The sequence below is a fragment of the Sneathiella sp. genome (assembly GCF_041689005.1).
Classification (GTDB): domain Bacteria; phylum Pseudomonadota; class Alphaproteobacteria; order Sneathiellales; family Sneathiellaceae; genus Sneathiella.
Window position 1 is genome coordinate 1 of record NZ_JBDNHC010000129.1, and the last position, 24,605, is coordinate 24,605.

The 24,605-nt window shown below is 53.0% G+C and carries 24 protein-coding genes and 1 pseudogene; 12 read left to right on the top strand and 13 right to left on the bottom strand.

The features are described from left to right. Window positions 1–1,009, top strand: a pseudogene (locus tag ACESNI_RS14745) (ribonucleotide-diphosphate reductase subunit alpha); the annotation flags it as partial. A 46-nt stretch (window positions 1,010–1,055) separates the two neighbouring features. Beyond that, on the top strand, window positions 1,056–2,015 hold the full coding sequence (locus ACESNI_RS14750) for a ribonucleotide-diphosphate reductase subunit beta (protein WP_373088273.1): 960 nt from the start codon (window positions 1,056–1,058) through the stop codon (window positions 2,013–2,015). A gap of 30 nt (window positions 2,016–2,045) precedes the next feature. Here ACESNI_RS14750 and ACESNI_RS14755 read toward each other — a convergent pair whose 3' ends face one another. The 9 genes from ACESNI_RS14755 to ACESNI_RS14795 form a co-directional block, all read right to left on the bottom strand. Then, window positions 2,046–3,473: an ATP-binding protein gene (locus ACESNI_RS14755; RefSeq protein WP_373088275.1), complete on the bottom strand. Its 1,428-nt coding sequence runs from the start codon at window positions 3,471–3,473 to the stop codon at window positions 2,046–2,048. Window positions 3,474–3,786: 313 nt separating this feature from the next. Beyond that, window positions 3,787–4,143, bottom strand: a complete 357-nt coding sequence (locus ACESNI_RS14760; RefSeq protein WP_373088277.1) for a hypothetical protein — start codon at window positions 4,141–4,143, stop codon at window positions 3,787–3,789. 18 nt (window positions 4,144–4,161) lie between these two features. After that, entirely contained in the window at window positions 4,162–4,536 is a 375-nt protein-coding gene (locus ACESNI_RS14765; RefSeq protein ID WP_373088279.1) for a hypothetical protein, read from the bottom strand. A 128-nt stretch (window positions 4,537–4,664) separates the two neighbouring features. Further along, complete coding sequence (locus ACESNI_RS14770) at window positions 4,665–5,948, bottom strand: adenylate/guanylate cyclase domain-containing protein (protein WP_373088281.1); 1,284 nt, start codon at window positions 5,946–5,948, stop codon at window positions 4,665–4,667. Window positions 5,949–6,003: 55 nt separating this feature from the next. Further along, window positions 6,004–6,363 (bottom strand): group 1 truncated hemoglobin, encoded by a 360-nt coding sequence (locus ACESNI_RS14775; RefSeq protein WP_373088283.1) that lies wholly within the window; start codon window positions 6,361–6,363, stop codon window positions 6,004–6,006. Between the two features lie 237 nt (window positions 6,364–6,600). Further along, window positions 6,601–7,029 carry a helix-hairpin-helix domain-containing protein gene (locus ACESNI_RS14780; RefSeq protein WP_373088286.1) on the bottom strand — a complete coding sequence of 143 codons (429 nt, stop codon included), beginning with the start codon at window positions 7,027–7,029 and terminating at the stop codon, window positions 6,601–6,603. A 230-nt stretch (window positions 7,030–7,259) separates the two neighbouring features. After that, the gene (locus ACESNI_RS14785; protein WP_373088288.1) at window positions 7,260–7,439 is read right to left on the bottom strand and encodes a hypothetical protein; all 180 of its coding nucleotides are present in this window, start codon (window positions 7,437–7,439) and stop codon (window positions 7,260–7,262) included. Between the two features lie 131 nt (window positions 7,440–7,570). Beyond that, a complete protein-coding gene (locus ACESNI_RS14790; protein ID WP_373088291.1) occupies window positions 7,571–9,073 on the bottom strand; it encodes a flavin-containing monooxygenase in 1,503 nt (500 codons plus the stop codon). Between the two features lie 115 nt (window positions 9,074–9,188). Beyond that, the gene (locus tag ACESNI_RS14795) at window positions 9,189–10,433 is read right to left on the bottom strand and encodes an adenylate/guanylate cyclase domain-containing protein (protein WP_373088293.1); all 1,245 of its coding nucleotides are present in this window, start codon (window positions 10,431–10,433) and stop codon (window positions 9,189–9,191) included. 325 nt (window positions 10,434–10,758) lie between these two features. Here ACESNI_RS14795 and ACESNI_RS14800 point away from each other — a divergent pair, with 325 nt between their 5' ends. From ACESNI_RS14800 to ACESNI_RS14810, 3 genes are all read left to right on the top strand, one after another. Then, window positions 10,759–11,235 carry an MAPEG family protein gene (locus ACESNI_RS14800; RefSeq protein ID WP_373088296.1) on the top strand — a complete coding sequence of 159 codons (477 nt, stop codon included), beginning with the start codon at window positions 10,759–10,761 and terminating at the stop codon, window positions 11,233–11,235. Between the two features lie 37 nt (window positions 11,236–11,272). Then, the gene (locus tag ACESNI_RS14805) at window positions 11,273–11,788 is read left to right on the top strand and encodes a DUF2867 domain-containing protein (protein ID WP_373088298.1); all 516 of its coding nucleotides are present in this window, start codon (window positions 11,273–11,275) and stop codon (window positions 11,786–11,788) included. A gap of 91 nt (window positions 11,789–11,879) precedes the next feature. Beyond that, window positions 11,880–12,212 carry a YegP family protein gene (locus ACESNI_RS14810; protein ID WP_373088301.1) on the top strand — a complete coding sequence of 111 codons (333 nt, stop codon included), beginning with the start codon at window positions 11,880–11,882 and terminating at the stop codon, window positions 12,210–12,212. Between the two features lie 158 nt (window positions 12,213–12,370). Here the strand turns inward: ACESNI_RS14810 and ACESNI_RS14815 are convergent, their stop codons facing one another. Beyond that, window positions 12,371–13,102 (bottom strand): NYN domain-containing protein, encoded by a 732-nt coding sequence (locus tag ACESNI_RS14815; RefSeq protein WP_373088304.1) that lies wholly within the window; start codon window positions 13,100–13,102, stop codon window positions 12,371–12,373. Window positions 13,103–13,222: 120 nt separating this feature from the next. Beyond that, window positions 13,223–13,810, bottom strand: a complete 588-nt coding sequence (locus ACESNI_RS14820) for a flavodoxin family protein (protein WP_373088306.1) — start codon at window positions 13,808–13,810, stop codon at window positions 13,223–13,225. 125 nt (window positions 13,811–13,935) lie between these two features. Here ACESNI_RS14820 and ACESNI_RS14825 point away from each other — a divergent pair, with 125 nt between their 5' ends. Beyond that, on the top strand, window positions 13,936–14,304 hold the full coding sequence (locus tag ACESNI_RS14825) for a winged helix-turn-helix transcriptional regulator (protein ID WP_373088308.1): 369 nt from the start codon (window positions 13,936–13,938) through the stop codon (window positions 14,302–14,304). Window positions 14,305–14,353: 49 nt separating this feature from the next. Then, window positions 14,354–15,241, top strand: coding sequence for an ABC transporter substrate-binding protein (locus ACESNI_RS14830; RefSeq protein WP_373088310.1), 888 nt, complete (start codon window positions 14,354–14,356; stop codon window positions 15,239–15,241). Between the two features lie 16 nt (window positions 15,242–15,257). On the opposite strand, the gene ACESNI_RS14835 is transcribed toward ACESNI_RS14830, so the two are convergent. Further along, a complete protein-coding gene (locus ACESNI_RS14835) occupies window positions 15,258–16,409 on the bottom strand; it encodes an acyl-CoA dehydrogenase family protein (RefSeq protein WP_373088312.1) in 1,152 nt (383 codons plus the stop codon). A 163-nt stretch (window positions 16,410–16,572) separates the two neighbouring features. On the opposite strand from ACESNI_RS14835, the gene ACESNI_RS14840 reads away from it, so the two are divergent. The 5 genes from ACESNI_RS14840 (at window position 16,573) to ACESNI_RS14860 (ending at window position 23,463) form a co-directional block, all read left to right on the top strand. Next, complete coding sequence (locus ACESNI_RS14840; protein WP_373088314.1) at window positions 16,573–17,640, top strand: FAD-dependent oxidoreductase; 1,068 nt, start codon at window positions 16,573–16,575, stop codon at window positions 17,638–17,640. A gap of 221 nt (window positions 17,641–17,861) precedes the next feature. Further along, complete coding sequence (locus ACESNI_RS14845; RefSeq protein WP_373088324.1) at window positions 17,862–18,824, top strand: TRAP transporter substrate-binding protein; 963 nt, start codon at window positions 17,862–17,864, stop codon at window positions 18,822–18,824. 77 nt (window positions 18,825–18,901) lie between these two features. Further along, on the top strand, window positions 18,902–19,579 hold the full coding sequence (locus ACESNI_RS14850; RefSeq protein ID WP_373088316.1) for a TRAP transporter small permease: 678 nt from the start codon (window positions 18,902–18,904) through the stop codon (window positions 19,577–19,579). 3 nt (window positions 19,580–19,582) lie between these two features. Further along, window positions 19,583–20,959 (top strand): TRAP transporter large permease, encoded by a 1,377-nt coding sequence (locus tag ACESNI_RS14855; protein ID WP_373088318.1) that lies wholly within the window; start codon window positions 19,583–19,585, stop codon window positions 20,957–20,959. A gap of 257 nt (window positions 20,960–21,216) precedes the next feature. Next, the gene (locus tag ACESNI_RS14860; RefSeq protein ID WP_373088320.1) at window positions 21,217–23,463 is read left to right on the top strand and encodes an EAL domain-containing protein; all 2,247 of its coding nucleotides are present in this window, start codon (window positions 21,217–21,219) and stop codon (window positions 23,461–23,463) included. 2 nt (window positions 23,464–23,465) lie between these two features. Here the strand turns inward: ACESNI_RS14860 and ACESNI_RS14865 are convergent. Then, window positions 23,466–24,605 (bottom strand): FAD-binding oxidoreductase (locus ACESNI_RS14865; protein WP_373088322.1); only part of this gene is annotated, 1,140 nt, incomplete at its 5' end.

Consider the following 24,605-nt stretch of genomic DNA (forward strand, 5'->3'; position numbering starts at 1 on the left):
CGAGATCACCCTGCCGACCGGCATCGACCATCTCGGCAATGAGCGGACAGCGGTCTGCTGCCTGTCCTCGCTCAATCTGGAGAAATATGAGGACTGGAAGGGACAGGATGGCTTCATCGAGGATGTGATGCTGTTCCTCGACAACGTGCTGCAGGACTTTATCGACCGCGCGCCGGACGAAATGGCGCGGGCAAAATATGCTGCCGCGCGGGAGCGGAGCGTCGGCCTCGGCGTCATGGGCTTTCATTCCTTGCTACAGGCGAAGCGCGTACCGCTGGAATCCGTCATGGCCAAGGTCTGGAACAACAAGATTTTCGCCCATATCCAAGAGGGAGTGAACGCCGCCTCGAAATCGCTGGCGAGCCTTCGCGGTGCCTGTCCCGATGCCGCGGACTACGGCTTTAACGAGCGGTTCTCCAACAAGACGGCGATCGCGCCGACGGCCTCCATCTCAATCATCTGCGGCGGCGCGAGCCCGGGGATCGAGCCCGCTGCCGCCAACAGCTATACCCACAAGACGCTCTCGGGCTCCTTTAACGTGCGTAACCCGCACCTGAAGGCACTGCTCGCCGAGAAAGGGCATGACAACGAGGATATCTGGAGCTCGATCACCGTGCATGAAGGCTCCGTGCAGCATCTCGATTTCCTTGATGACCACGAAAAGGATGTGTTCAAGACCGCGTTCGAGCTGGATCAGCGCTGGATCATCGAGCTGGCCGCCGACCGCACGCCGTTTATCGACCAGTCGCAGTCAGTGAACATCTTCCTGCCCGCCAATGTGCATAAGCGCGACCTGCACCAGATCCACTTTATGGCTTGGAAGCAGGGAGTAAAGAGCCTCTATTACTGCCGCTCCAAATCCATGCAGCGGGCCGAGGTGGTGTCGACGAAGGAGGAACTGCCGAAAGAACTTCGCGAGCTTGCGGCCAGTCTCGCGCCGAAGGTCAGCGCCGCGCTGGAGTCCGCCGGTGAAGCCGTCGATTATGAAGAATGCCTCGCCTGCCAGTAGGGCGGGGCACCCCCAAACCGATTACGTTTAGAATAGAAGAAAATCCATGTCGCTGCTCGATGCCAAGCCGGTCTACAAACCCTTTTCCTACCCCTGGTGCTATGATGCCTGGCTGATGCAGCAGCAGATCCACTGGCTGCCCGAGGAAGTGCCGCTTGCCGATGACGTGAAGGACTGGCATAATACATTGACGGAGTCGGAGCGGCATTTGCTCACCCAGATTTTCCGCTTCTTCACCCAGTCGGATATCGAGGTCAACAACTGCTACATGCGTCATTACACCCGCGTGTTCAAGCCGACCGAGGTGCAGATGATGCTCGCCGCCTTCTCGAATATGGAGACGGTGCATATCGCCGCCTATTCGCATCTGCTCGACACCATCGGCATGCCCGAGACTGAATATTCCGCCTTCCTCCATTATAAGGAGATGAAGGACAAATACGACTATATGCAGCAGTTCAACGTCGAGAATAACCGGGAGATTGCAAAAACCCTCGCGGTGTTCGGCGCCTTCACGGAGGGGTTACAACTATTCGCGAGCTTCGCCATCCTGCTCAACTTCCCGCGCACCGGCAAGATGAAGGGCATGGGGCAGATTATCACCTGGTCCGTTCGCGACGAGAGCCTGCATTGCGCCTCGATCATCAAGCTGTTCAAGACCTTCATCGACGAGAACCCGGAAATCTGGACCGCGGAATTTTGTGAGGAGCTTTATACAACCTGCCGCGAGATCGTCACCCATGAGGATGCCTTCATCGACCTCGCCTTCAGCGCCGGCGATATCGAGGGGCTGACAGCGGAGGAAGTGAAGGCCTATATCCGCTATATCGCTGACCGCCGCCTGATCCAGCTCGGCCTCGATGAAATCTACCATATCGAGAAAAACCCGCTCCCCTGGCTCGACGCCATCCTCAACGCCGTCGAACACACCAACTTCTTCGAGAACCGTTCCACGGAATATTCCAAAGCAGCAACGAAAGGGACTTGGGAAGAGGCATTTGCTTGAGAGAGTGGGAATAATCAAATGAATTATTTATTACGGCTCTTTGTTCGCGACATGTTTTTTACCTTTTTCTGTAAGTTGCCAAGCAGATTTCGGCCCCGATTTTCCGGGGACACGTTCGATGTTACCTTCGTCCCGGAGTTTGTAAAACTCTACTTTTACAAGATTTTCAGATCGAATTCCTGTGATATCCCTTGCCTGACTGTTAGTAATTTCTAAATGAGTGGCTAAAAAATCCATGATTGCAACTGTTGGTGCTGCTAGTGGTGAATGAGGAAGAGTAACTCTTAGAGTATTTTCAATTTCTTCGATAATTGGGTCCTTGAGCCCAAACTCTTTCATCTTTTGAAAAGTTGTATTTAGGCCTTCTCCAAGGTCTTTGTTAGGCGGATTATTATAGCGATTCAGAGTCCTAACTAACTTCGGGTTTCGCGAAAAACGGGCATCTAGAATGTTTTGTATATTTACGTAGCCCGGCAGTCGTCCCGGGCTGCGGATTTCTATTCTATTGTCAAATATTAGTATTTGAATATCGTCCGAAATTGAATAATCTCGGTGAATAACTGCATTCACAACTGTTTCCCAAATTGCTTCTGGCGGGTACTCAAGGCTTTTACGGCCGCTAGCAGTCCAAACCTCCACTCCAGACATTATCTTTGTAACTTTTTTAACGGCATTATGGATTAAATCATAGCTCGGTCCTTCGATAGTAGTTTGCTCGGCTAAGTGATCTCTTTCCGGATCATCTTCTTTTGTCACATATCGTGTTATCTTGATTGCACATTTTCTTGGAATGACTGCGCTGGGCGAGAGATGAAATAATAGTGCTGCCACAACACGAGGGTGCCATAATTTAAAATCAAGGAGATTCTGATTTATTGCGAAATCGAGCGGATCTGTTTTAGGCGAATAGTCGGCTAGAAAAGAACGAAGGCTATCTGAATCTACTATCGCTTCAGGTGGCAAATCATTTAAAAGCGAGTCTTCAAAAGAAGCAGCACCTTTAGCGAAATTCAATTGCTGTATGCGATCAGGATCCTTGACAGGTAGCGATTGAGCTCCTTGGCGTTGATAAATATTGCCATCCGTTGTCGAACATACTTGAGATCCCTTTTCTATAAGTATTCTTAAGGCATAGCCTTTGGCATTGGTTCTTTTAAGAAATTCATATTTGATATCAAGAGGCGGGTTAATGTTAAATAGGTTTTGTAAATGATGGTTCATTTCCTCGATATTAACAATGCCCTCCCACCGATCAGCGCTATTTGCACCAGTTTTTTTATCTTTTATTCCAATAACTAACTCCCCCCCGTCTGCATTGGAAAATGCCACTGCGGCCTTTTGAAGAGATTTGCCACTCACTTGAGATTGTTTAATGTCATAGAAATGAGATTCATCCCGAGTAATTATCTGCTCATATTCATCATTTTCGAGAATTACTGTGTTTAAAGTGGTACTCAAAATACCCTCCTGAATTCAAAGGAAATAAATTCAATTAAGCTATCATAGTATATCCAAAAATTAAAAATTATCGGAGTTAAGTAAATGGTAGAATTTCAACTTCATAGTGCGAACTATCTCCATTCTTCGCTTACCAAAACCATGTAAGAACCAAAGAGGGTTGTATTATGCTCGAAGGTTTGGTGGGGGATTGGTTCTTATTGATCGCCTTCAAAATGTCTCATTTGTTGTCTGGGGTTTCATCTTTAACGGAGTGACATATTGTCCAGCATAGTTCGACTTTTCGTCCAGCTTACAAGCGTTCTCCCGCCGTCTAGCAGCTATAAAATTTAGCATAGCCGGCGGCGATGGCGAAGAAGATGCCGATCACGAAGCTGAGGACCATCAGGATCGCCGGGAAGCGGATGCTGACGCTGTTGGCATCGGCTGTTCCTCCGGCGAGCGTTGCCGTATTGACGACGCCGGTGATGGCCATCAGGGTCCAGACGCCCAGAAAAACGGTCGCCCCGAAGGCGAGCCATGAAACGGGAAGCTGCCAGGGGACGGTGATAGCGCCGTCACCGACCTTGAATTTCTCGGCGAAGGTGACGGAGAGGGCGATCATGCCGGTGGCGAGGGTTACGATCTGCTTGGTTGTCTCGCTCGCGGCTTCCGTTCCCGTATGTGCCATGGACTGTGCCCCCGTTTCCTAGCAAATGGGCCAGCAGGGGCAGAGAACGCCGAGGGTAGCCCAATAGAGCCGCGCATCAATGGTGCCGCCCAGATCATCCGCCCCCGCATAGCCAGCCTCTAGGTTAGCCCGCTGGACCACCCGCTCGACCACAAGGCCAAGCACGACCTCTCCCTGGCGGATATAGAGTTCCTCCTTGTCCGGCTGTTCCTCCTCTTCCGCTTTTTTGGTAATTCGGATTGCCGCCTGGTGGCTGTTGTCGCGGATCATTTCTTCCGCTTCTTCATCGAAATGAAAGCCGAACCGGTCTGCATGGTGTGTGGCGTAGGAATAGAGCCGCTGCTCTATCCGATCAAGGGCCGCCGGGGCGTAAGGTGCTCTGGGTGCGCTCATCATATTGCTCTGTTAAAACAACTGATAGTTATATTAGTATAGTATGGAGGAATAATCAAGATAATTTTGGACGTCCGTCGCCCGGTTTTCGGCGGGCAGGGGGTATCGCGTCTTTCTCTCTTCCGACATTACATTTTGAAGCGGAGTTTTGTCGGGTCGCTCATCATCTGGAATTTAGCATTGGCCGTCCGGCCGTCTGCATCCTCCGAATATTGCTCTTGAAGACGGTCGAGAAAATACATGGCGACGGGGGCCTTGTTCTTGACCTCGATCGAGCCGCGCTCGGTGAACTCGAAAAAGGGAGACGTTTGGTGAAAGACGCGGGCTGATACATTTATCCTGCCCGCCTCGCTGTGGGATTCCAGCCGCGCCGCGACATTGACGGCATCACCCCAGATGTCATAGGTGAAGCGCTTCCGCCCGACCAGGCCGGCGATCACCGGGCCGCTGTGGATGCCGATGCGGAATTCGAAAAAGGGCAGGCGCAGTTTCTGTCTGTCCACTTTCTGCTTGTCCGCCGCCTTTTGCATGGCAAGCGCCGCCAGACAGGCATTCTGTGTATATAACCGGTCAGGTTTGGGGACCCCGGAAACGGCCATATAGGCATCTCCGATGGTTTTTATCTTCTCCAGACCGAATTCCTCCATGATATCATCGAATGCGGCGAAATAGATATTAAGCATGCCGATCAACATGGCGGCGTCGGCTTTCTCGGCAAATTTGGTGAAGCCCTGAACATCGGCGAACAGGACTGTTGCATCGTTGAAAAAACGCGGCGCGACCTTATCGTTTTCGAGCAGTTCCCGGGCGATACTATCGGGCAGCATCGTCATCAGTAAATTATCGGCACGAGCCTTTTCCTTGGCGAGCAGGGCATGGGCGGTATCCAGCTCCCTCATCGTCTGGTCCAGCTCGATTATCCGGCGGCGGTACTCCAGCTGGGCCATTGTCTGGTGGGCGAGGCGGCGAACGGCTTCCTGTTGTTCGAAGTCGAGTTCACGGGGCTTGAAATCCATGACACAGATGGTGCCAATCGCGAACCCGTCCGGCGTTACCAGCGGCATGGCACAATAAAATCCGAGGAATGGATCGCCGACCACAAAGGGAAATTCCTTGTAATACTCGTCCGCCTTCAAATCCGGGACAAGCACGAGGTCGGAGCCGCATACGGTCACCGAGCAAAAGGCAATTTCACGCGGGCAGCCCTCGAAATCGGCGGGCAGGCCATATTTCGACTTAAACCAGAACCGGTCTTCCTCAATGAAGCTGACATAGGCAACGGGGCAATCACAAATCTGCGCTGCCAATCGGCATATATCTTCGAAGGCCGCTTCCACCGGCGTATCCATGACGCGGTAGGACCGCAAGACCTCATTGCGCTCCACTTCATTCTCGGGTATCGGGTAGGACAAAATCTTTGCTCCTGCTAATGCGATATCTGCCAGAGGCATGAGTTCCTGACTGCGCCTACTGCATGGTGACGTCGCCCTTCATACTGTATAGAATGAAGAGTACTTCTTCCTTCTCCCGCTGGCCAATATTGTTTTTCTCCAGAGCATCCATCGCATCGTCGAGGACGGCCATAAACTCGGAGCGGCTGATATTCATGCCTTTGTGGACCGCGACCATGTCGCCGCCGGTATAGTTGTTTGGCCCACCCGTTCCCATGATAAAGAAGTCCGCCGCCGCTCTTTTCGATTTTGCCACATCTATCTCGGCAAACCGCTTGGCGATTTCAGGGTTCTTCAGGTGATTATTGACCAGGACCTCGACGATCCTTTCAATAGCCTCGGTCCCGCCTAGCCGCTCGTATAAGGATGCACTCATTGATCAGTTTCCTGTTTTGTATTTGCGAATAGAGGAAGGCTAATGCATGATCCGGATACGGTCTAGTTCAGAAACTGAACCAGTCGCCAGATCGCGGGTTATAGCCGCTTACGGCGCTGGTTCGAGGACGTCTTCGACGTAGTTTTCGCCGTCGCCAGATTTAAAGTCCTGACGGCCCGCCTCGCCGGAAACTAGGGGACGGCGCGCAGCGGCAAATTCTGGCGGCCCGGTAAACGCTTATTTCTTTTTCTTGGCCTTGGATTTCTTTGAAGGCTTCGCGTCTTTTTTTGCTTTTTTATCCTTCTTGGATTTGTCCTTCTTTTTAGATGTTTTTTTGCTGTTGGCCTTTTTTGTTTTTTCAGCTTTCTCCTTGGTCTTGGCTTTTGCCTTGGCAGATTTTTTCTCTCTCGGCGTTTTTGGGGAAGCTGCGGGTTTTACCTCCTTGGGTTTCACCATAGGGGCCGGAGACGGGCTAGTGGCGGCGGGCGCAAGCGCGGCGTTGGCGGCAGCAATGAGCATGTCGGCCCGCTGCTTTCCGATGCCGGGAATGCCGACAAGATCCGCGGGCTGTGCCTTCGCCAGCTGTTCGGCCGTGGTAATACCGCGCTCGGCGAGGTCCGTGCCGGTTGTCGGGCCGACGCCCTGGACATCAAATATCGTCAGCATATTATTATTCCTTCTGCTGCTGTTAGCAGGCTGGCGCGAGGCCAGCCTGATACTGTTCACAACTTTGGTCAGGCCGCCTTTTTCAAGGCCTTTTTTGCGACTTTGAGCTTCTGTTCCTGCTTGGCGACTTTCGCCTTGCGGGTTTTGACCTCTTTTTTCAAATCCTTGATTTTCACTTTCTTAGTCATGGTATGTCCTATCCTTTTGGTTAGATCGATTGTGCCGGGAGGCTAGGCCGGTGTGGCATGTTCTTTGAGAAAATCACGAATGAATCGCCGGACTTCGCGGGCCGCACTGGTATCCAGTTCGTCACAGAGTTCAACGAATTGATCCCGTTCCCTACCCTTGATGCGAATGATCAACTGACTGTCCTTACGCTCTTTTTTCTTCAGCTTTTTATCTGCTGCCATTGTCCTAAATGCTCCATGGCACACGATTTTTATATATCGAATGCATATCTGATGTATATACAATTTATATTACAGTTTTATGACAAGATCCACAAGAGGCCTCGGTCGAAAAGTGAAAACGGAGAAAGGGATTATTCGTAAATAAGCGTGCCGTCCTCGAGGTCGGCGGCGGGGATTTCGTCTTTTTCAGCATAGTAATCCTGGCTGAAAATCCAGGGTTGTCGATCGCCCTGCTTGGGCATGATATCAAGCGAGCGGGCCAGGTATCCGGCGTTGAAGTTTTCAGGGTCAACAAAGGGGAGTTCGGGCATGTCCTTATCGGAATGGCGTAACTGCGGGGTGACAATCTTCGCGGCCCTTTCATCCATGTGGTTGAGCAGGCGCGTGACGAACCCGGCGATGAGGTCGGACCGCATGGTCCAGCTTGTGCGCAAATAGCCGAAGACCCAGGCCATGTTCGGGATGCCGGAGAACAGAATTCCGCGGTGGGCCCAGCATTTGCTGAAATCAACCGGTTTTCCATCGACGGTGAAGGCGACATCGCCCATTACGCACATATTGAAGCCGGTGGCGGTAATGATGATATCGGCGGCAATCTCTTTTCCGGATTTAAGAAGGATGCCGTTTTTTGTGAAGGTCTCGATCTGGTCGGTGACAACCGAGGCTTGTCCCTTCCTGATTGCACGAAACAGATCCCCGTCCGGCACGAAGGCGAGCCGCTGTCGCCACGGACGGTAGGTCGGCGAGAAATGCGGATCGACTGGGAAATCTTTACCAAGATAGGCTTGTGCACCGTCGATCAGTTCCTTTCGGAGGGCGTCCGCATCGTCGAACGAGCGGCGGGTGATGACCTTCTGGTCATGCAGCACCTTGCGCCGGGCAATTTCATGGATCCATTCTTCGGGGATGTCCAACTCGCGCAGGGTCTCGGCCAGCTCGTCGCGGTTGGCGCGGGCCGAGAAATAAGTCGGCGAGCGCTGTAGCATGGTGATATGGCCGCAGTCCTTCGCCATCGCTGGAATGATTGTCGCAGCGGTCGCACCGGACCCGATGACAACAATATTCTTGCCTTTGTAGTCGAGGTCCTCGGGCCAGGTCTGCGGATGAATAATCTCGCCGGTGAAATCCTCCATACCAGGGAAATCCGGCATATAGCCCTCGGAATGGCGATAATATCCCTGACACATCCAGAGGAAATTGCAGGTGAAAGCCAGCCGCTCGCCAGTGTCTTTGTGGACCACGTCGAGCGTCCAGAGCGCCTCCTCACTTGACCAACTCGCCGCCTTGATCTCATGGGAAAACCGAATGTGCTGGCGGATATCCTGCTCATCAAGACATTCACCGAGATATTTGAGGATTTCCGCCGCCGTCGCAATGGGCACACCCGTCCAGGGTTTCCATTTATAGCCAAATGTATTGAGATCGCTGTCGGAGCGGATGCCGGGATATTTGTGCGTGCTCCATGTACCGCCGAAGGTCTCTTGCGTGTCCAGCAGGGCGAATGTCTTGCCTCCGCAGTTCTTTTGCAAATGATAGGCGGCGTCGATGCCGGAAATTCCGGCGCCGACAATCAGCACGTCGAAATGCCGGGCCATGCTTGCATTTTCCTGACGGGTATCGACCGCTACATCCATGGTCTCATCTCCTGCTCGCCTTGGGCATTATCGTTATATGCCCAAATCATAATGATCTGGCGGCGGCGCGCAATAGCCGAGTAGGAATGCGCGGGGAAAAACGAGCCGCTGGCCGTCAGATGGGGGAGGGATTGCCGCCAACAATCATGAAGGCCTGCAGTTCTCCCTTGCCTTTGACAGTAATCATGCCAAGGTCCTGATAACGATAGGCATCGCCAAGAAGATCGCGTGTCGTCTGGGTGAGCTGGATTTCATCGGGCCGTCCCAGTTCCTCCATGCGGGCGGCGACATTCACTGTGTCCCCCCAGAGGTCATAGGCGAATTTCTTGTGACCGATCACGCCGGCGATGACCGGTCCGGAATTTATTCCAATCCGGATTTTGAGCGGGATATCGCTGTCCTCATTTATTTCGGCGGCGGCATCGATCATATCCAGGGCGAGCAATATCATGACGTTTGCATGATCGTCGCGGGCGGCGGGCAATCCGGCAACGACCATATAGGCGTCGCCGATAGTTTTGATCTTTTCGACATTGTATTTGGCGACCAGATCGTCAAACCGCGAGAAAATCCGGTTCAGGTTCGTAACGAGCTCCGCCGCCGTCAGCCGTGACGATGTCTGGGTGAAATCGACAATATCCGCGAACAGGACGGTGACCTGATTATGTTCTTCGGCGATGAGCTCCGAACTGTCTTTCAGTTTTGCCGCGATGGCATCCGGCAGAATGTTGCGCAATAGCCCTTCGGCGCGATCGAATTCTATGGTGAGCTCCGCTTCTGCGGCTGTCGCGATCCATTCATAGAGCCCGACAACAATGGCGACGACCGCTGCCGCACCAACGGTATTGAAGATAAAGAAAAAAGTCTGCCAGTTTTCCGGCAATTCATGCAGCGGGTCCGCGGCATAGACGAACAGTCCGAGCAGCACGATCAGGGCCATGTAACACAGGCTCACCATAATCCTTGTTTGGCGCTCAAAAAAAGTCGCTAGATATGTAATGGCGATTGAAATGAGGAGATAGGAATAGAACGCCGGCCCCAGCCCGAAATACACCGTCGCCAGCAAGGCATGGGCCGGGATCTCAATCAGGACCAACGGGATAAAGGTAGCCCGAACGACGTTGCGGGCATACAGGAACCATATGCCCACAGCCCACAGGACGACACTCGCCATGTTGAAATACATCATTACGGATACGTTGAGATGCCAAAATATCACGAGAAATATGAAGTGATCCACCAATGCTATGGGAAAACCGATTTTTGCCACCGCCAAAATATGGGCCGTATCCTTGCTGACGCCTTCCGGTGGCTTCACTATTCGCTGCAACAGGATTTTAACTGACGGGTGTATCATCATATAAGGCAGTCCCTTCTGGGCGATATGCCATACTTCGGTAGGAGAATAGGGGGGAGGCAGAATTTTACCAACTGATTCTTGTCGGGGGATTTTGGGCCTGTTGAAAGGCAAAAGTGAAAGGCCGTGCATCGAAGTCTGTACCGCCTTTTATTTCTCCTGCCGAATGTCGGCCGCCGCACGCACGGCCCGTCTTTCGCATTGCCTTTGGTGTTTTGCAATCGTGAAATAGAATTACGATCCTACCTCCTTCACAATAGTCAATTGCGCGGCGACATCCTTCCGTGAGAGTATTAGCGACGTATATGCCGTTTGAGGGAGGGAATTGATGTATAATTTTAGTCTCGAAAACCCGGTATTCGTTGCTTACGCCATCGCCGCCTCGCTGATGATCCTGAAGATCATGGGGCAAGGTTGGATGACGGTCTACCGCATGATGAAGATCAGTGCTGGCTATGTGAGCCCGGAAGACCTGCGAGCCGGCCCGATCAACAAAGACCCGCGGCCGGATCAGCTGGAGATAAACGACTATGTCGACCGCTCGCGGCGGATGCATCGCAACGACCTTGAGAACATCCCCGCCTTTCTCGTCGCGGGGCTTCTTCTCGTGGCCGTGGGTCCCAGCTTGTTGTTGGCTGAGATCCTGTTTTACGGCTTTGTGATTGTCCGGCTCCTGCATGCGATCGCGTATGCGACCAAGCAGTCACATGAGGTTCGGGCGACTTTCTACACCATTGGCAGTGCGATTGTTGTCTATATGGCAATTCATGTAATTTTTGTTGCACTCAGCCGTAGTTTCGATTGAGGTGACGGTTTCCGATCTTTCGAAAGCGCAGGGCAGAATGGTTAAACGGACACAGCTCGCCAGTGAAAGCCAACTTCACGGGATATACAAGCCGGGGGATTTCCTCGATTGCTACTCGGTTGCCATTTCGCCAACTGATCGCCCCCTTATCGAAATTCTGCAATATATGCTGATCGCGATGCCGGCATGGGTGCGGACACTGATGCGTATCCGGGATAATGTTGTGCGTGTCTTTGGCATCAAGACAACTCAGGACCTTCCGCAGGATAACAGCTTTCGTAAATCTCTCGCCGTTGGGGATCACGTCAGTTTCATGCGGGTCCGGAGCATTTCCGATAGCGAGATCATTCTTGGCGAAGATGATTCCCATCTTGATTTCAGAGCGGCGCTCCGGCGTGAACCGGGGACAAATGGGGTTGTCTCCTTCGCAACCCTCGTTCATCGGCATAACGTGACCGGTCACCTGTATCTTGGCCTGATCAAGCCTTTTCATATTCTGATTGTGAAATCCAGGTTGGCTGCCGCGGCGCGTCATTTCAGGGCATACGGCTAAAGTTGAAGCACTAACGGTTGCAAAATAAATCGAATGTGAACAATATACAGGACCTGAATTTAAACAGTACTTTTTATTGGGAGCGCAGACAATGGCTGGCAAGTTTGAACTTTACAAAGACAAGGCGGGTGAGTTTAGGTTCCGTCTGAAGGCGGGCAACGGCGAGAATGTCGGGGCGTCTGAAGGCTATAAACAGAAGGGAAGTGCTGAAAACGGGATCGAGTCGGTCAAAAAGAACGCGTCCGATGAAAACCGTTTTGAGGTGTTTGAAGGCAATGGCGGCAAATGGCGTTTTAACCTGAAGGCATCGAACGGTCAGGTTATTCTCTCCAGTCAGGGGTACGCGAGTGAAAGCGGCGCCAAGGCGGGCACCGAGGCCGTCGGCCGGGCGGCGGACGGCGCGAAAACCGACGACCAGACATAAGTGTTGTTTCGCTTTGGCGGGGATTTAGGGACGGCGTCGGTTCTCTGGTCCCCGTCGGTGTTTTATGGCAGGGGTTCATGCCAAAGTCAGGTCTTCCCGACAAATCCACCCTCGTCCTCGCAGAGATCAAGCTGAATTAAAGCTGACCGGGAGCGCCTTTATTTTCCAGTGGGTTTCAGGCGGATGCGCAAGCCGCCGCCTTTTTTCGGCGTTTCGACCTCGAAGGCATTGGTCTTGCGGACAAGGTCGCTCAGTTTGCCGATGCCGTAGTTCCGGGAATCAAAATCGGAATTAAGATTGCTGAGTTGCTTGCCGACACCACTCAGCGTGACCCACCCGTCTTCACTGTCAAGTTCGTCTATGGCCTTCTTGATCTGCTGTGTTGCTTTGGACAGCGGCTCCAATGGTTTTTTCGTGGTTTCGGCGGCCTGCGGGCTTCCCTCGGATACCGCCCGTAAATTCTCTGTATAAATAAATCGGCGGCAGGCCTGACGGAAGCTCTCCGGCGTCTTCCGCTCACCGAAACCGTAAACATCGATACCCTGTTCGCGGATACGGGCGGCGAGGGCCGTGAAATCGCTGTCGGAGGAGACAAGGCAGAAGCCGTCAAAGCGGCCGCTATGCAGCAGGTCCATGGCGTCAATGACAAGGGCGATATCGGAGGCATTCTTACCGGTCGTATAGGCAAATTGCTGATGCGGCATGATCGCATGCTTGGAGAGGATATCCGCCCAGCTCCTGGAGCGGGCATGCGAGAAATCGCCATAAATCCGGCGCACACTGGCCTCTCCAATCTTGGCAATTTCCTCGAACAACCCATCGGCAATTTTCGATGAGGCGTTGTCGGCATCAATAAGAACGGCGAGACGGGGAGAGCGGGGTTCGGACATTGTCGGGCCTCTGTTTTGCGGCGAAAGTTAAGCCCGACAATAGTCGCAGTTGGCGTGATTATACAACCGTAATCGCACTCGAGTCGGCCATCGGATTACGCCGGTGGCCGTACAATCTTGCTACGCGGCGATGGCTTCGCGGGTTTTCGCAGCATATTGGGCAATGCGCGCGCCATAGAGGCGGGCGGTTTCAAGGTCGCCCTTGCGCGGAGCTTCCTCAGGCGAGGCGTCCGACGGGGAGATGGCGAGGGCGCCAGCCGACCCTGCTGTCCAGTTGGCGTCCTCTGGTCCGTGGGCCTTGGTGTTGGCGGGCATCTGGCCGGTGCCAACCCAGATTTGGCCGTGCTGCTGCGACAGGGTGAAGAAATAATTGATGGTCGAGGCCTTGTCGCCATTGACCGACGCGGAATTGGTAAAGCCACCGGCGATCTTGTTCTTCCAAACAGAAGTGAACCATTGCTTGGAACTCTCATCGGCGAATTTCTTGAACTGCCAAGCCGGTCCGCCCATATAGGTCGGGCTCCCAAAGATAATGGCATCCGCCTCGGCGAGAGTTTCCCAGACGCTGTCCTCAACCGTTCCATCCTCGGGGATGCGGATGCTGGTGACAGTGGCACTGTTCACGGAAGAGGCGCCTTCCTCAACGGCCGCTGCCTGTTTGGCCGTATGGCCGTAGCCGCTGAAATATAATATTGCGATTTTCGTCATGATCTTCTCCTGTGGCTCCTTAAGGAAGCAAAAAATTCTCTGCGCAAAGCACAGGTATGGCCTTTACTTTCTTTTTGCAAGTAGTTACCTTATGGTAAGTAATGAGATTGTTTGGAGAAAAATCCATGACCGAGAAAAATAATCACAATCAGTGCCCGATGGAGAGCATTCTGGGCCAGATCATGGGACCTTGGACGCCCTATATCCTCTGGTTGCTCTCGAATGAGGACAAGTTGCGATTCGGTGAGATTTCCGCGCGCATGCCGGATATCTCCGCCAAGGTGCTCACCGACCGCCTCCGCAAGCTGGAAAGCTCGGGACTGATTAACCGCGATTACCAGCCGACGGTACCGCCGACGGTAAATTATTCCCTGACCGCTCGGGGGACGGAACTGCATGGCGTCCTGGAAGGGCTCAATAAAGTGGCGATCCGCTGGGATGAAGAAGACAGGCAGCAATTGAGTGCCGGGAAGCCGGTAATTGCCGCGGAATAAGGGGCGTGATAGCCTGCACTGGCCATAATGATAATAAGGAGCCCGCGCCATGCAGGAGATCAATATCCAGTTCACGCTTTTTTCCGCTTTTTATTCACCGCTTATCTCGACCATGTCCGGGGGGTTCCTAGAAGCCGAGGGGCTAAAGCCGAACTGGTCAATCTCGCCGCCCGGTGTCTCCGCCATGGCGGCGCTTGACGACGGCTCGGCGGATGTCGTTCAATCTGCATTGAGTCAGGGTCTGAATGCGCTTGGAAAGGGCGAAGTTCTGGACACCACCCATTTCGCCCAGATCAACGAAATGGACGGCTTTTTCCTAACCGGTCGATATGCTGATCCGGTCTTCGACTGGCATAAACTGGAAGGGGCCGAGGTTGTTCTTTTCGGCGGCGGTCAACCGCTAATCATGTTCAAATACGCCTGCCACAAGGCAGGAATCGATTTTGATAAAATACAGGTGATCAATGTCGGCGGCGCGGTGGCAATGGATCAGGCCTTCCGCGAGGGCAAGGGCGACTATATCCAGCAACAGGGCCCGTTTCCGCAGCAACTCGAAGAAGACGGGTTCGGACATATCGTCGCCCAAGTCGGAAAACAGATCGGCCTTTGTGGCTTTTCGAGCCTGGCCGCCAAGCGAGACTGGCTAGGAACGGATAGCGCGGCGGCATTCATGCGCGCCTACCGTAAAACCCGGATTTATATGAACGAAACACCAGCAGCAGAGATTGCGCGCGCCGAAAAGCCCTATTTCCCGGAGATTAACGAGGTGGCATTACGAGACTGCATTGCCACTTACCAGCAACTCGGATGCTGGACGCCGCATGTGGAGATAACCTTTGAGGCCTATGAGGCGACACTTGATATTTATGCCTATAACGGGACATTGGCAAAACGGTACGACTATGACCTAGTCTGCAGCGCCCCTCCCGCCGGTTAAGTCGTAATGGGAAATACTATCCTTTTTCAGCCTGTTTGAACAACGCGCGGGCTATGCGTTCATTCTGGATCTCGGTGGTGCCGTCGACATAATTGGCAATGCGGGCGCAGGCAATCTGGCGCCCGAGCGGATATTCGCGCCGGAGCCCCGCAGCGCCCATCACCTGCATGATGCGGGGAAGATGCGCATCGGCCATGCGGGCCGCGAATTTCTTGGCATGGGCGGCATCGAGTTCTGCATTTTCTCTGCTCTCAACCGAGAGGGTGGCACGATAGGCGAGCAGGCGAGCCGCCTCGACATCGGTCTGAGCGTCAGCCAGTTGCCAGCGGAGTCCCTGAAAATCGGCAATGTTTCCACCAAAAGCTGTTCGGTTCGCAGCATAGCGGGCGGCTAGGGTGATCGCCGCCTCGGTCATGCCGCAGCACATGGCGGCAACATAGGTCCGCGCGGCATTGACCCCTGCCATGGCCGCCTTGAAACCATCTCCCGGCAGGCTCATCAACCGGACATCGGGAACGAAATGATCTTCAAGCACAAAACCACCCGCGCCAATGGCATGCCCGCCCATAATCTTGAACGGGGGCAGGCGGGTAACCCCGTCCTCGCGCCCATCGACAAGGAACCCGGCCACACCGCGCCATCCGGCATCCGGATCAGTCTGGGCATAAAGGAACATTAAATCAGCATGGGCAGCATTGGTGATCCAGGCTTTTTTACCATTGAGAAGCCAGCCGCCCTTTACCTTTTTTGCGCTTGTGGTAATTGCTGAAAAGTCGCTTCCGGCGCCGGGCTCGGTCAGTGCCGTGCAGCCGATGGCGTCGCCCGACAGCATTTCCGGTAGGTATTTCCGTGCAAGCTCTTCCGGTGCATCGCGGGCGATCTTGCCAGCAAGTCCCATATGATTGATCAGGCTGAAGGCAAAGGCGAAGCAATGACGTGATAGCTCTTCCGCCACCCGGACTTTAAGCCGAAAGCGCCCGCCAAACCCGCCGAGGGTCTCCGGCACCTCGAGGCCTGCGAACCCGGCTTTTGAGGCCGCGCGCAACGCGTCAACCGGCATCCTCCGCTCATCCTCCCAGATTTGCGCTTTGGGCCCCACATGCTCATCCGCGAATTTCGTCACCCGGGCAAGGAATTCACGCTCTGCATCGCTTAAATCCAAAGACATTACTCTTCCTTTATTATTGCTGTTACCGTCAACTATAGAGGAGCTCCCATCGTTTTGCAGTTTCTTTTGATTGACTATAATATAATGCAGCGCCAATTCTAATGCAGCCATAAAAAATTCGGTGATTGCCCGTTTTCTCGGACGGTCGGAAAGGGAGAATGTCATGCGGGTACTTGTCGTGGGGGCGGGACCGGCAGGATTGACTGCCGCGGTTGAACTTGCCCGTCTTGGCGCGGAGGTGAAGATAATCGACAAACGAAAAACAGGCTCCGGCCTGTCCCGGGCCGTCGGTATCACACCGGAGAGTCTCATGATCCTGACGCCGTCGGGGGTGGCGGACAAGTTGATAGCGGAGGGCGTCAAGTTTCGTGGAGCCCGTATATATCGAGGTGCTAGTCTTGCGCTCGATCTGCTAATTGACATCCCGCGGCCAAAATACGGTTTTGATTCCATTCTCGGACTGCCACAGGATCGCACCGAGACCTTGCTCCGGGAGGCGCTTGAGCGGTTCGGTGTAACGATTAATTATTCTACGGAATTGAGCGGCCTCCGCATGGAGGGCAACAAGGTCGTCGCGGAGACCGCAGATGAGGTGATTGATACTGTTGACTATGTGATCGGCGCCGACGGCGTCCATAGCACGACACGGGGCCTGCTTGGCCTGGAATTCCCGGGCTATGAGCTGCCGGAAACCTGGTCAATCGCCGATGTGGATGCAAAGGACTGGCCTAACAAGGTCAGCTTTACTCTCTGCCAGTTGGCAGACGGAAAGGTCGTTGTCGCAGTACCGCTTGAGGAAGGCCGATACCGGATCATTTCAAATACGGAAAATGCGCTGGCAAGCCTGCCGCTCACAATGAATGTGACCAATATCCGCCGCGAAGGTCAGTTTGACATATCAGTCCGGCAAGTGAAGAAATACAGCCGCGGTCGTGTTTTTCTCGTTGGTGATGCAGCCCATTGTCATTCCCCCGTCGGCGGCCGTGGCATGAATTTGGGTATCGGGGATAGTGCAGATCTGGCCAGGCGTTTGATAAATGGGGATAGCGAAGGTTATGGCGCCGCCCGCAGTGTCGTGGGGCGACAGACAATAGAGGGAAGCGAGCGAATACGTAAACTGGTGACCTCCCCGAATCCCCTGCTTCGACTGTCTTTTCGCATAGGGCTAAAGCTCATTTCCTCGGTGCCAGCATTGCAGCGGCGCATTGCAAACCTGATATTATACGGATGAGGGATTTGCATCGGCGCGCCGCAACCATTTTGTTGCGCCGCATATATAAACTCTTCCCAAGATTCTGTTGCAAAAGCAAAAAATTAGTGAACAATAGCGCAAGAGACGCTTCAGGTGTCCGCACTACTTCGAAAAGCGCCAACGATTTTCGATGCAATTATTCTGGGAGGAATATAAAAATGCGCAATGCTATTATCGCCGGTGTCGCGGCGGCCATTTTGATGGCTTCTGGCACGACGGCTTTTGCTCAATGTGATGCCGGTGAAATTGTCATCAAATTCAGCCATGTGACGAATACGGACAAGCATCCCAAGGGGATTGCGGCCAGCCTGCTTCAGCAGCGGGTGAATGACGAAATGCAGGGAAAGGCCTGTATGGAAGTCTATCCGAACTCAACCCTGTATAATGACGATAAGGTGCTCGAAGCCCTCCTGAACGGAGACGTTCAGATGGCAGCCCCGTCGCTGTCGAAGTTCGAGCAGTTCACTAAGAAGTACCGGATTTTCGATTTGCCGTTTATGTTCAAAAACATCAACGCGGTTGACGAGTTCCAGAATTCCGACACCGGCCAGCAGATGAAAAATTCCATGACCAAGCGCGGCCTGCTTGGCCTTGCCTTCTGGCATAACGGCATGAAGCAGTTTTCGGCCAATAAGCCGCTTTTGGTGCCCAGCGACGCCAAGGATCTTAAGTTCCGGGTACAGTCCTCTGATGTGCTGGTCGCGCAAATGAAGGCTCTCGGTGCAAGTCCGCAGAAAATGGCCTTCTCCGAAGTCTATGGCGCCTTGCAACAAGGGGTTGTCGATGGTCAGGAGAATACATGGTCGAATATCTACGGCCAGAAATTCTTTGAAGTGCAGGACGGTACGACCGAAACCAACCACGGTGTTATCGACTATCTCGTCGTGACCTCGACAAAGTTCTGGGATGGTCTTCCCGCCGATGTTCGCGATCAGCTGGCAACGATTATGAAAGAAGTGACGGAAGCCAGAAACGCGGAATCGAGCAAGGTTAATCAGGAGGCGAAACAAGCGATCCTGGACGCCGGGGGTGTTGTCCGCGAGCTTACCGCTGAACAACGGCAAGAATGGGTTGATGTCATGAAACCCGTCTGGGCAGAATTTGAAGGCGATGTCGGTGCCGACAATATCGCCGCCGCCCAGAAATTCAATATGTCGAACTAGGCTTCCTTCAGGTGGGCGCGATCAGATAACGGCTCGCGCCCACCTATTCCATAATAATGGGTCAAGGGGAGGGGACCATGCCGGTAGCCGGTCATCACGCGACGCGATCCTTTACGGACAAGCTCGAAGAAACCCTGATTGCTATTATTCTTGGCCTGATGACGCTGGTCACCTTTGCCAATGTTGTCGCCCGCTACGTTTTCAACGGTAATATTCTCTGGGCGCTTGAAGTTACCTCCATCCTGTTTGCCTGGCTGGTCCTGCTCGGGGTCAGCTATTGTGTCAAGATAACCGCGCATCTTGGCGTCGATGCGGTGGTCAATCTTGTCTCGCCGCGCTTGCGCAAGGTGTTGACGCTTTTTGCGCTTTTCTGCTGCCTCGTCTATTCGTTTCTGCTGCTCAAGGGCGGCTGGGATTTCTGGGCAAACTTCGCCAACCTGCCGGCGACAACCGGCCGCTGGTTCCCAACCGGATTTGAAGACAACTTTCTTGCCAAGGGATGGTATGAGACCAATGATGTCTTTATGCCGCCGATGTTCCAGTTCCTCGCGGACTGGTTCAATGATGGGGAGAAATACTCGAAGATCCCGCGGTTAATTCCTTATATCATGCTGCCAATCGGAATGGCCCTGCTGTTATTCCGCTTCCTGCAGGCCGGGTGGGCCGTTTATACAGGTAAGCAGACATTGATTATTGTTAGCCATGAGGCAGAAGAGGCGATTGAAGCCGCCACCAAGATCAGGGCTGAGGAATAAGCGATGGAAGTTGCCCTTCTCTTTGGCATTATTATCGCCCTGCTGTTACTCGGTGTTCCCATTGCGGTTGCCCTTGGCCTGAGTTCGATCATATTTTTGCTGGCACTATCTGACAGTTCTCTTGCCTCTGTCGGCCAGACCTTCTATGAGGCCATGGCGGGTCATTATACCCTGCTGGCAATTCCGTTCTTCATTCTGGCATCAAGTTTTATGTCGACCGGCGGGGTGGCCAAGCGCATCATTCGCTTCTCCATCGCCATTGTCGGACATTTCAGCGGCGGTCTCGCCATCGCCGGGGTTTTTGCCTGCATGTTGTTCGCGGCGCTGTCAGGCTCGTCGCCGGCCACAGTCGTCGCCATCGGCAGCATCGTCATCGCCGGAATGACGCAGGTCGGCTATACCAAGGATTTCGCCGCTGGTATTATTTGTAACGCGGGAACACTCGGCATCCTCATTCCGCCGTCGATCGTGATGGTGGTTTATGCTGCGGCAACAGATGTATCCGTCGGGCGCATGTTCCTCGCGGGTGTCATTCCCGGCTTGCTTGCGGGCTTCATGTTAATGGTCGGTATCTATATTACTGCGAAATGGCGCGGTTTGCCAAAGGGTGACTGGCTCGGCTGGTCGGAAATATACCGATCAGCGCGTGACGCAGGCTGGGGCCTGTTCCTGATTGTCATCATCCTTGGCGGTATTTATGGCGGCGTGTTCACCCCGACGGAGGCTGCAGCGGTTGCCTCGGTCTATGCGTTCTTCATTGCCAACTTCATCTACCGGGATATGGGACCGTTGAAAGCCGGGGAAGATGGCAACGCCATTTCTATTTTCCGCAAGCCACAGGCGATCATCACCGTCTTCTTTCACAAGGATACCCGCGATACCCTGTTTGAGGCCGGTAAGCTTACCGTGACGCTGATGTTCATCATCGCTAACGCCCTGATCCTCAAGCATGTGCTCACCGATGAACAAATCCCGCAACAGATTGCCGGCGCCATGCTAGACGTCGGGTTCAGTTGGTGGACGTTCCTGATTGTGGTGAATGTTATCCTGCTAATCGGCGGTCAGTTCATGGAGCCATCGGGCCTGATCGTTATTGTCGCCCCGCTGGTATTTCCAATCGCGATGGAGCTTGGGATCAATCCCATCCATCTGGGCATCATTATGGTGGTGAATATGGAAATCGGCATGATTACGCCGCCCGTTGGGCTCAACCTGTTCGTGACATCCGGGATTGCCGGTATGCCAATCATGCGCGTTGTCAAGGCAGCGCTCCCATGGCTTGGCATCCTGTTCATTTTCCTTATTCTTGTGACCTATATTCCGCTCCTGTCAACCTGGCTGCCAACTGAATTTATGGGGCCTGAGCTCATCACAAAATAACGCTGATATTCGTTATCGGTATACATCAATTTCACTTGGATCAGCATGAAATAACTGTTTTTCTCATGGGCGAAACACACTTTTTAGGTGTAAAAAGTAATTATATTCTTGCCAAAAGAGCTAAAATACACTATTTTTGGGTAAAATGACGCAAAATTGACTTATTTTCTATTATTGCTCTTAAAAGCATTTGCGAAGGGTAATCATATGATTCACTATGACGAAGTTGAAGTTCATAGATTAATGAGGCGGTTGCCATGACAACGCCCGGTGAAGATAAGATGCCAGCCATACTGGCAGTTAAAGCTAATTCTTTAGATTTAACCCTGCCGAAATGGAAGGTGCTTCTGGTTTCCGTTGACGGCGATCTTGCGGATCAGCAACCTATTCCCCTCGATACTTTTGGTTTCGATGACCAGCCTGTTCTTTTCCTACAGGCGGAAACCGCAGATGCCGCCATGGACATTTTTCTGTTGCATCCCGACATTGCCGTTTTGATGATCGACCTTTCCGGGGACAAGAAAAATGACGGTCTGCAACTGGTCCGAACGATCCGCCGGAATTTGAACAAGACAACCCTTCGGGTTCTGTTGCTGGAGGATCATTCTGGATATCTGAAGGAATGGGATATTCTGCGCGAGTATGACATCAGCGATTACCGCGATATCTCGACCCTGACGGTGCCCGGACTATTTACGAGCTTGACCATCGCGCTTCAAACTTTTGAACGGTTGACATCCGAAGAAGACAGTAAACAGGCATTGCAGACCATTCTTGATATCACCAAGGAGCTTTATGGCGTTCGCTCCGTTGAGGAATTCTGCCTGACAATCCTCTCCCAACTACAGATTATCAAAAATACGGATGACTGCTTTTTTTCCCTGCCGGATGAGAATTCAGGTGATTTGGTAATTGCGGCAGGTAAGGGGATTTACCAGGACGCGACGAAACGGCGGATCGTGGAAGTTGTGGATGCCACCGGTTTTAGCGCAATCCAGAAGGCAACCCAGAACTTTGAAAATACATTCGAAGAGGGCATGAGCATTCTTTGCATTTCGCGTGACAATACGTTTAAAGGGGTTGTCTTTTTAAGTCATGAAACCGGTCCCACCTTGCTGGAAAAGCGGCAGATGGAATTGATTTGTGCCAATATCATGCTTGGGCTTGAAAATGCCGATATGTTTGAGGAAATCAAGCGGCTGGCCTTTAATGACGAACTAACCGGCCTCGACAGCCGCGCGAAGTTTCGCAACGACGTGCAGGATTATATTACCGGCTTCGCAAGACCCAAAAAATCCCGGTTTGTCGTCGTGCAATTTATACTTGATCATCTGCCGGAACTTAATATTGCGTTGGGCCATGAAGTCGGGGACGACCTACTACAATTCGTATCCGAACAATTAACTCTTGTCTTTCCCGATGCAATTTCAATAGCCCGCACGGCTGGCAATGGGTTTGGTATCTGTGTTCCCTATACCCGGCGTCAGGAACTCCGGCGAATTCCGGGGATGATCCGACAGCTTTTTGAACATAGCCCTCCGGATAGGGAAAACCTGCCCCATATAACGCCGCGAATTGGGCTTGCCATCTATCCAGAGGATGCGGACAGTGCGACAGCCCTTTGGCGCGATACAAACATTGCCCTGGCAACGGTATCAGCCAGTGGAAGTACATATTTTTGCTTCTATAACAATACGATTGCCGATAATATTAATGCCCGGGTGGAGATGAATAATGCGCTCCGGCAGGAAATTGGACGGGATAATCTATCGCTTAAATACCAGCCGCAGATTGATCTTGAAAACGGTGACGTTGTCGGGGTGGAGGCATTAATCAGGTGGCGTCGGGATGACGGTAGCTTTGTCGCCCCGGATGAATTTATTCCGGTCGCGGAAGCCTCCGGCCTGATCATGCAGATCAATCAATGGGTTTTGAGGGAAGCTTGCCGACAACGCAAGGAATGGCTCCACCAGGGGGCTGCGGGCTTTAAAGTCGCGGTCAATCTATCACTCTCGACATTTCAGAATGACGATCTGGTCGGCCTGATTAAAAAGATATTGAAGGAAACCCAGTGCCCGGCGGAATTGCTCGAACTCGAAGTGACCGAAAGTGTGATTATGGAGAATCCCGAGCAGACGCTCCAGAATTTTCTTGAACTTGGCAAGCTCGGTGTTGGCTTCTCAATTGATGATTTCGGCACGGGCTATTCGTCTTTGAGCTATCTTCGCCAATTGCCGGTGTCTGTGCTCAAGATCGACAAGACCTTTGTGGACGGCATGACGACTAATGAAGACGATGCGGCGATTACCCGCACGATCATCACACTTGGCCGCAACCTTGGTCTCAAGGTACTGGCTGAAGGCGTTGAAACAGAAGAGCAGGCGCAGTTTCTGAGGGTTGCCAAGTGTCATCAGGCGCAAGGATATATCTTCTCACGACCGATTGATGCGGCCGACGTCATTCCTTTTATGCAGGGCTGTTTTCCTCGCGTGCTTGAAGAATGACGTTAGGACTGGTTATCCTGGCGTTTTAACAGCTTGTCCGGGTTCATGATGCCCTCGGGGTCAATCACTCGCTTGATCCGTCGCATCAGGTCGATCTCAATCGCGGATTTATAATGGACGAGATCGTCGGCCTTGAGCCTGCCAATGCCATGTTCGGCACTGATGCTGCCCCGCATGTTAACGGCAATATCATGAACAGCACGGCTGACCTCTTCCCAGTGAGCGAGATATACCTCCCGATCCATATCCGTTGGTTGCAACGGATTGTAATGGACATTGCCATCGCCAATATGCCCGAACGCGACCGAGCGAAAATTGGGGATGATCCGGGCAACGGCGATGTCAGCTTCGCGAATGAAATCGGCGAAGCGTGACACGGGAACGGAAATATCATGCTTGATACTACCGCCCTCCGGCTTTTGTGCGCCCGAGATTTCCTCGCGCAATTGCCATAAGGTCTTCTGCTGGCTGTCGCTGGCGGGAACGATGGCGTCAAGAATGATGTCTTGCTCATATCCGGCGGCGAGAATGGCTTCCATCAGGTCTTTCAGAGTTTCCGTACTGCTTGACGACAACTCGACCAGCACATGCCAGTCATAACGGGCGGGCATCGGATCGGTAAAGTTTGGGACATGGCGGACGACCATGTCAATGCAGATCCGCGGGATCAGTTCAATGGCAGTCACCTGATCCCCACTCATTTGCCGGGCGAGGCTGAGAAACTCGATCGCCGCCTCTACCGACGGGACAGCGGCGAGCGCGACCTGCTGGTATTTCGGGCGCGGGTACATCTTGATCACGGCACCTGTGACGATGCCGAGGGTCCCTTCAGCACCAATAAAGAGCTGCTTGAGGTCATAACCGGTATTGTCTTTGCGAAGGCCGGTGAGCCCGTCCCAGATTTGGCCGTCGGGCAGCACGACCTCTAATCCCAATACCTGTTCGCGAGTGTTTCCGTAATGCAGGACCTGAACACCGCCCGCATTGGTCGAAATATTTCCACCAATCTGGCAACTGCCTTCAGAGCCGATCCGAAGGGGAAAGATAAAGCCGGCCTCATCCGCCACCCTCTGCAAATCGGCGAGGACACAGCCGGCGTCGACAGTCAGGGTTCCGTTCAACCGGTCGATGGCGCGGATTGA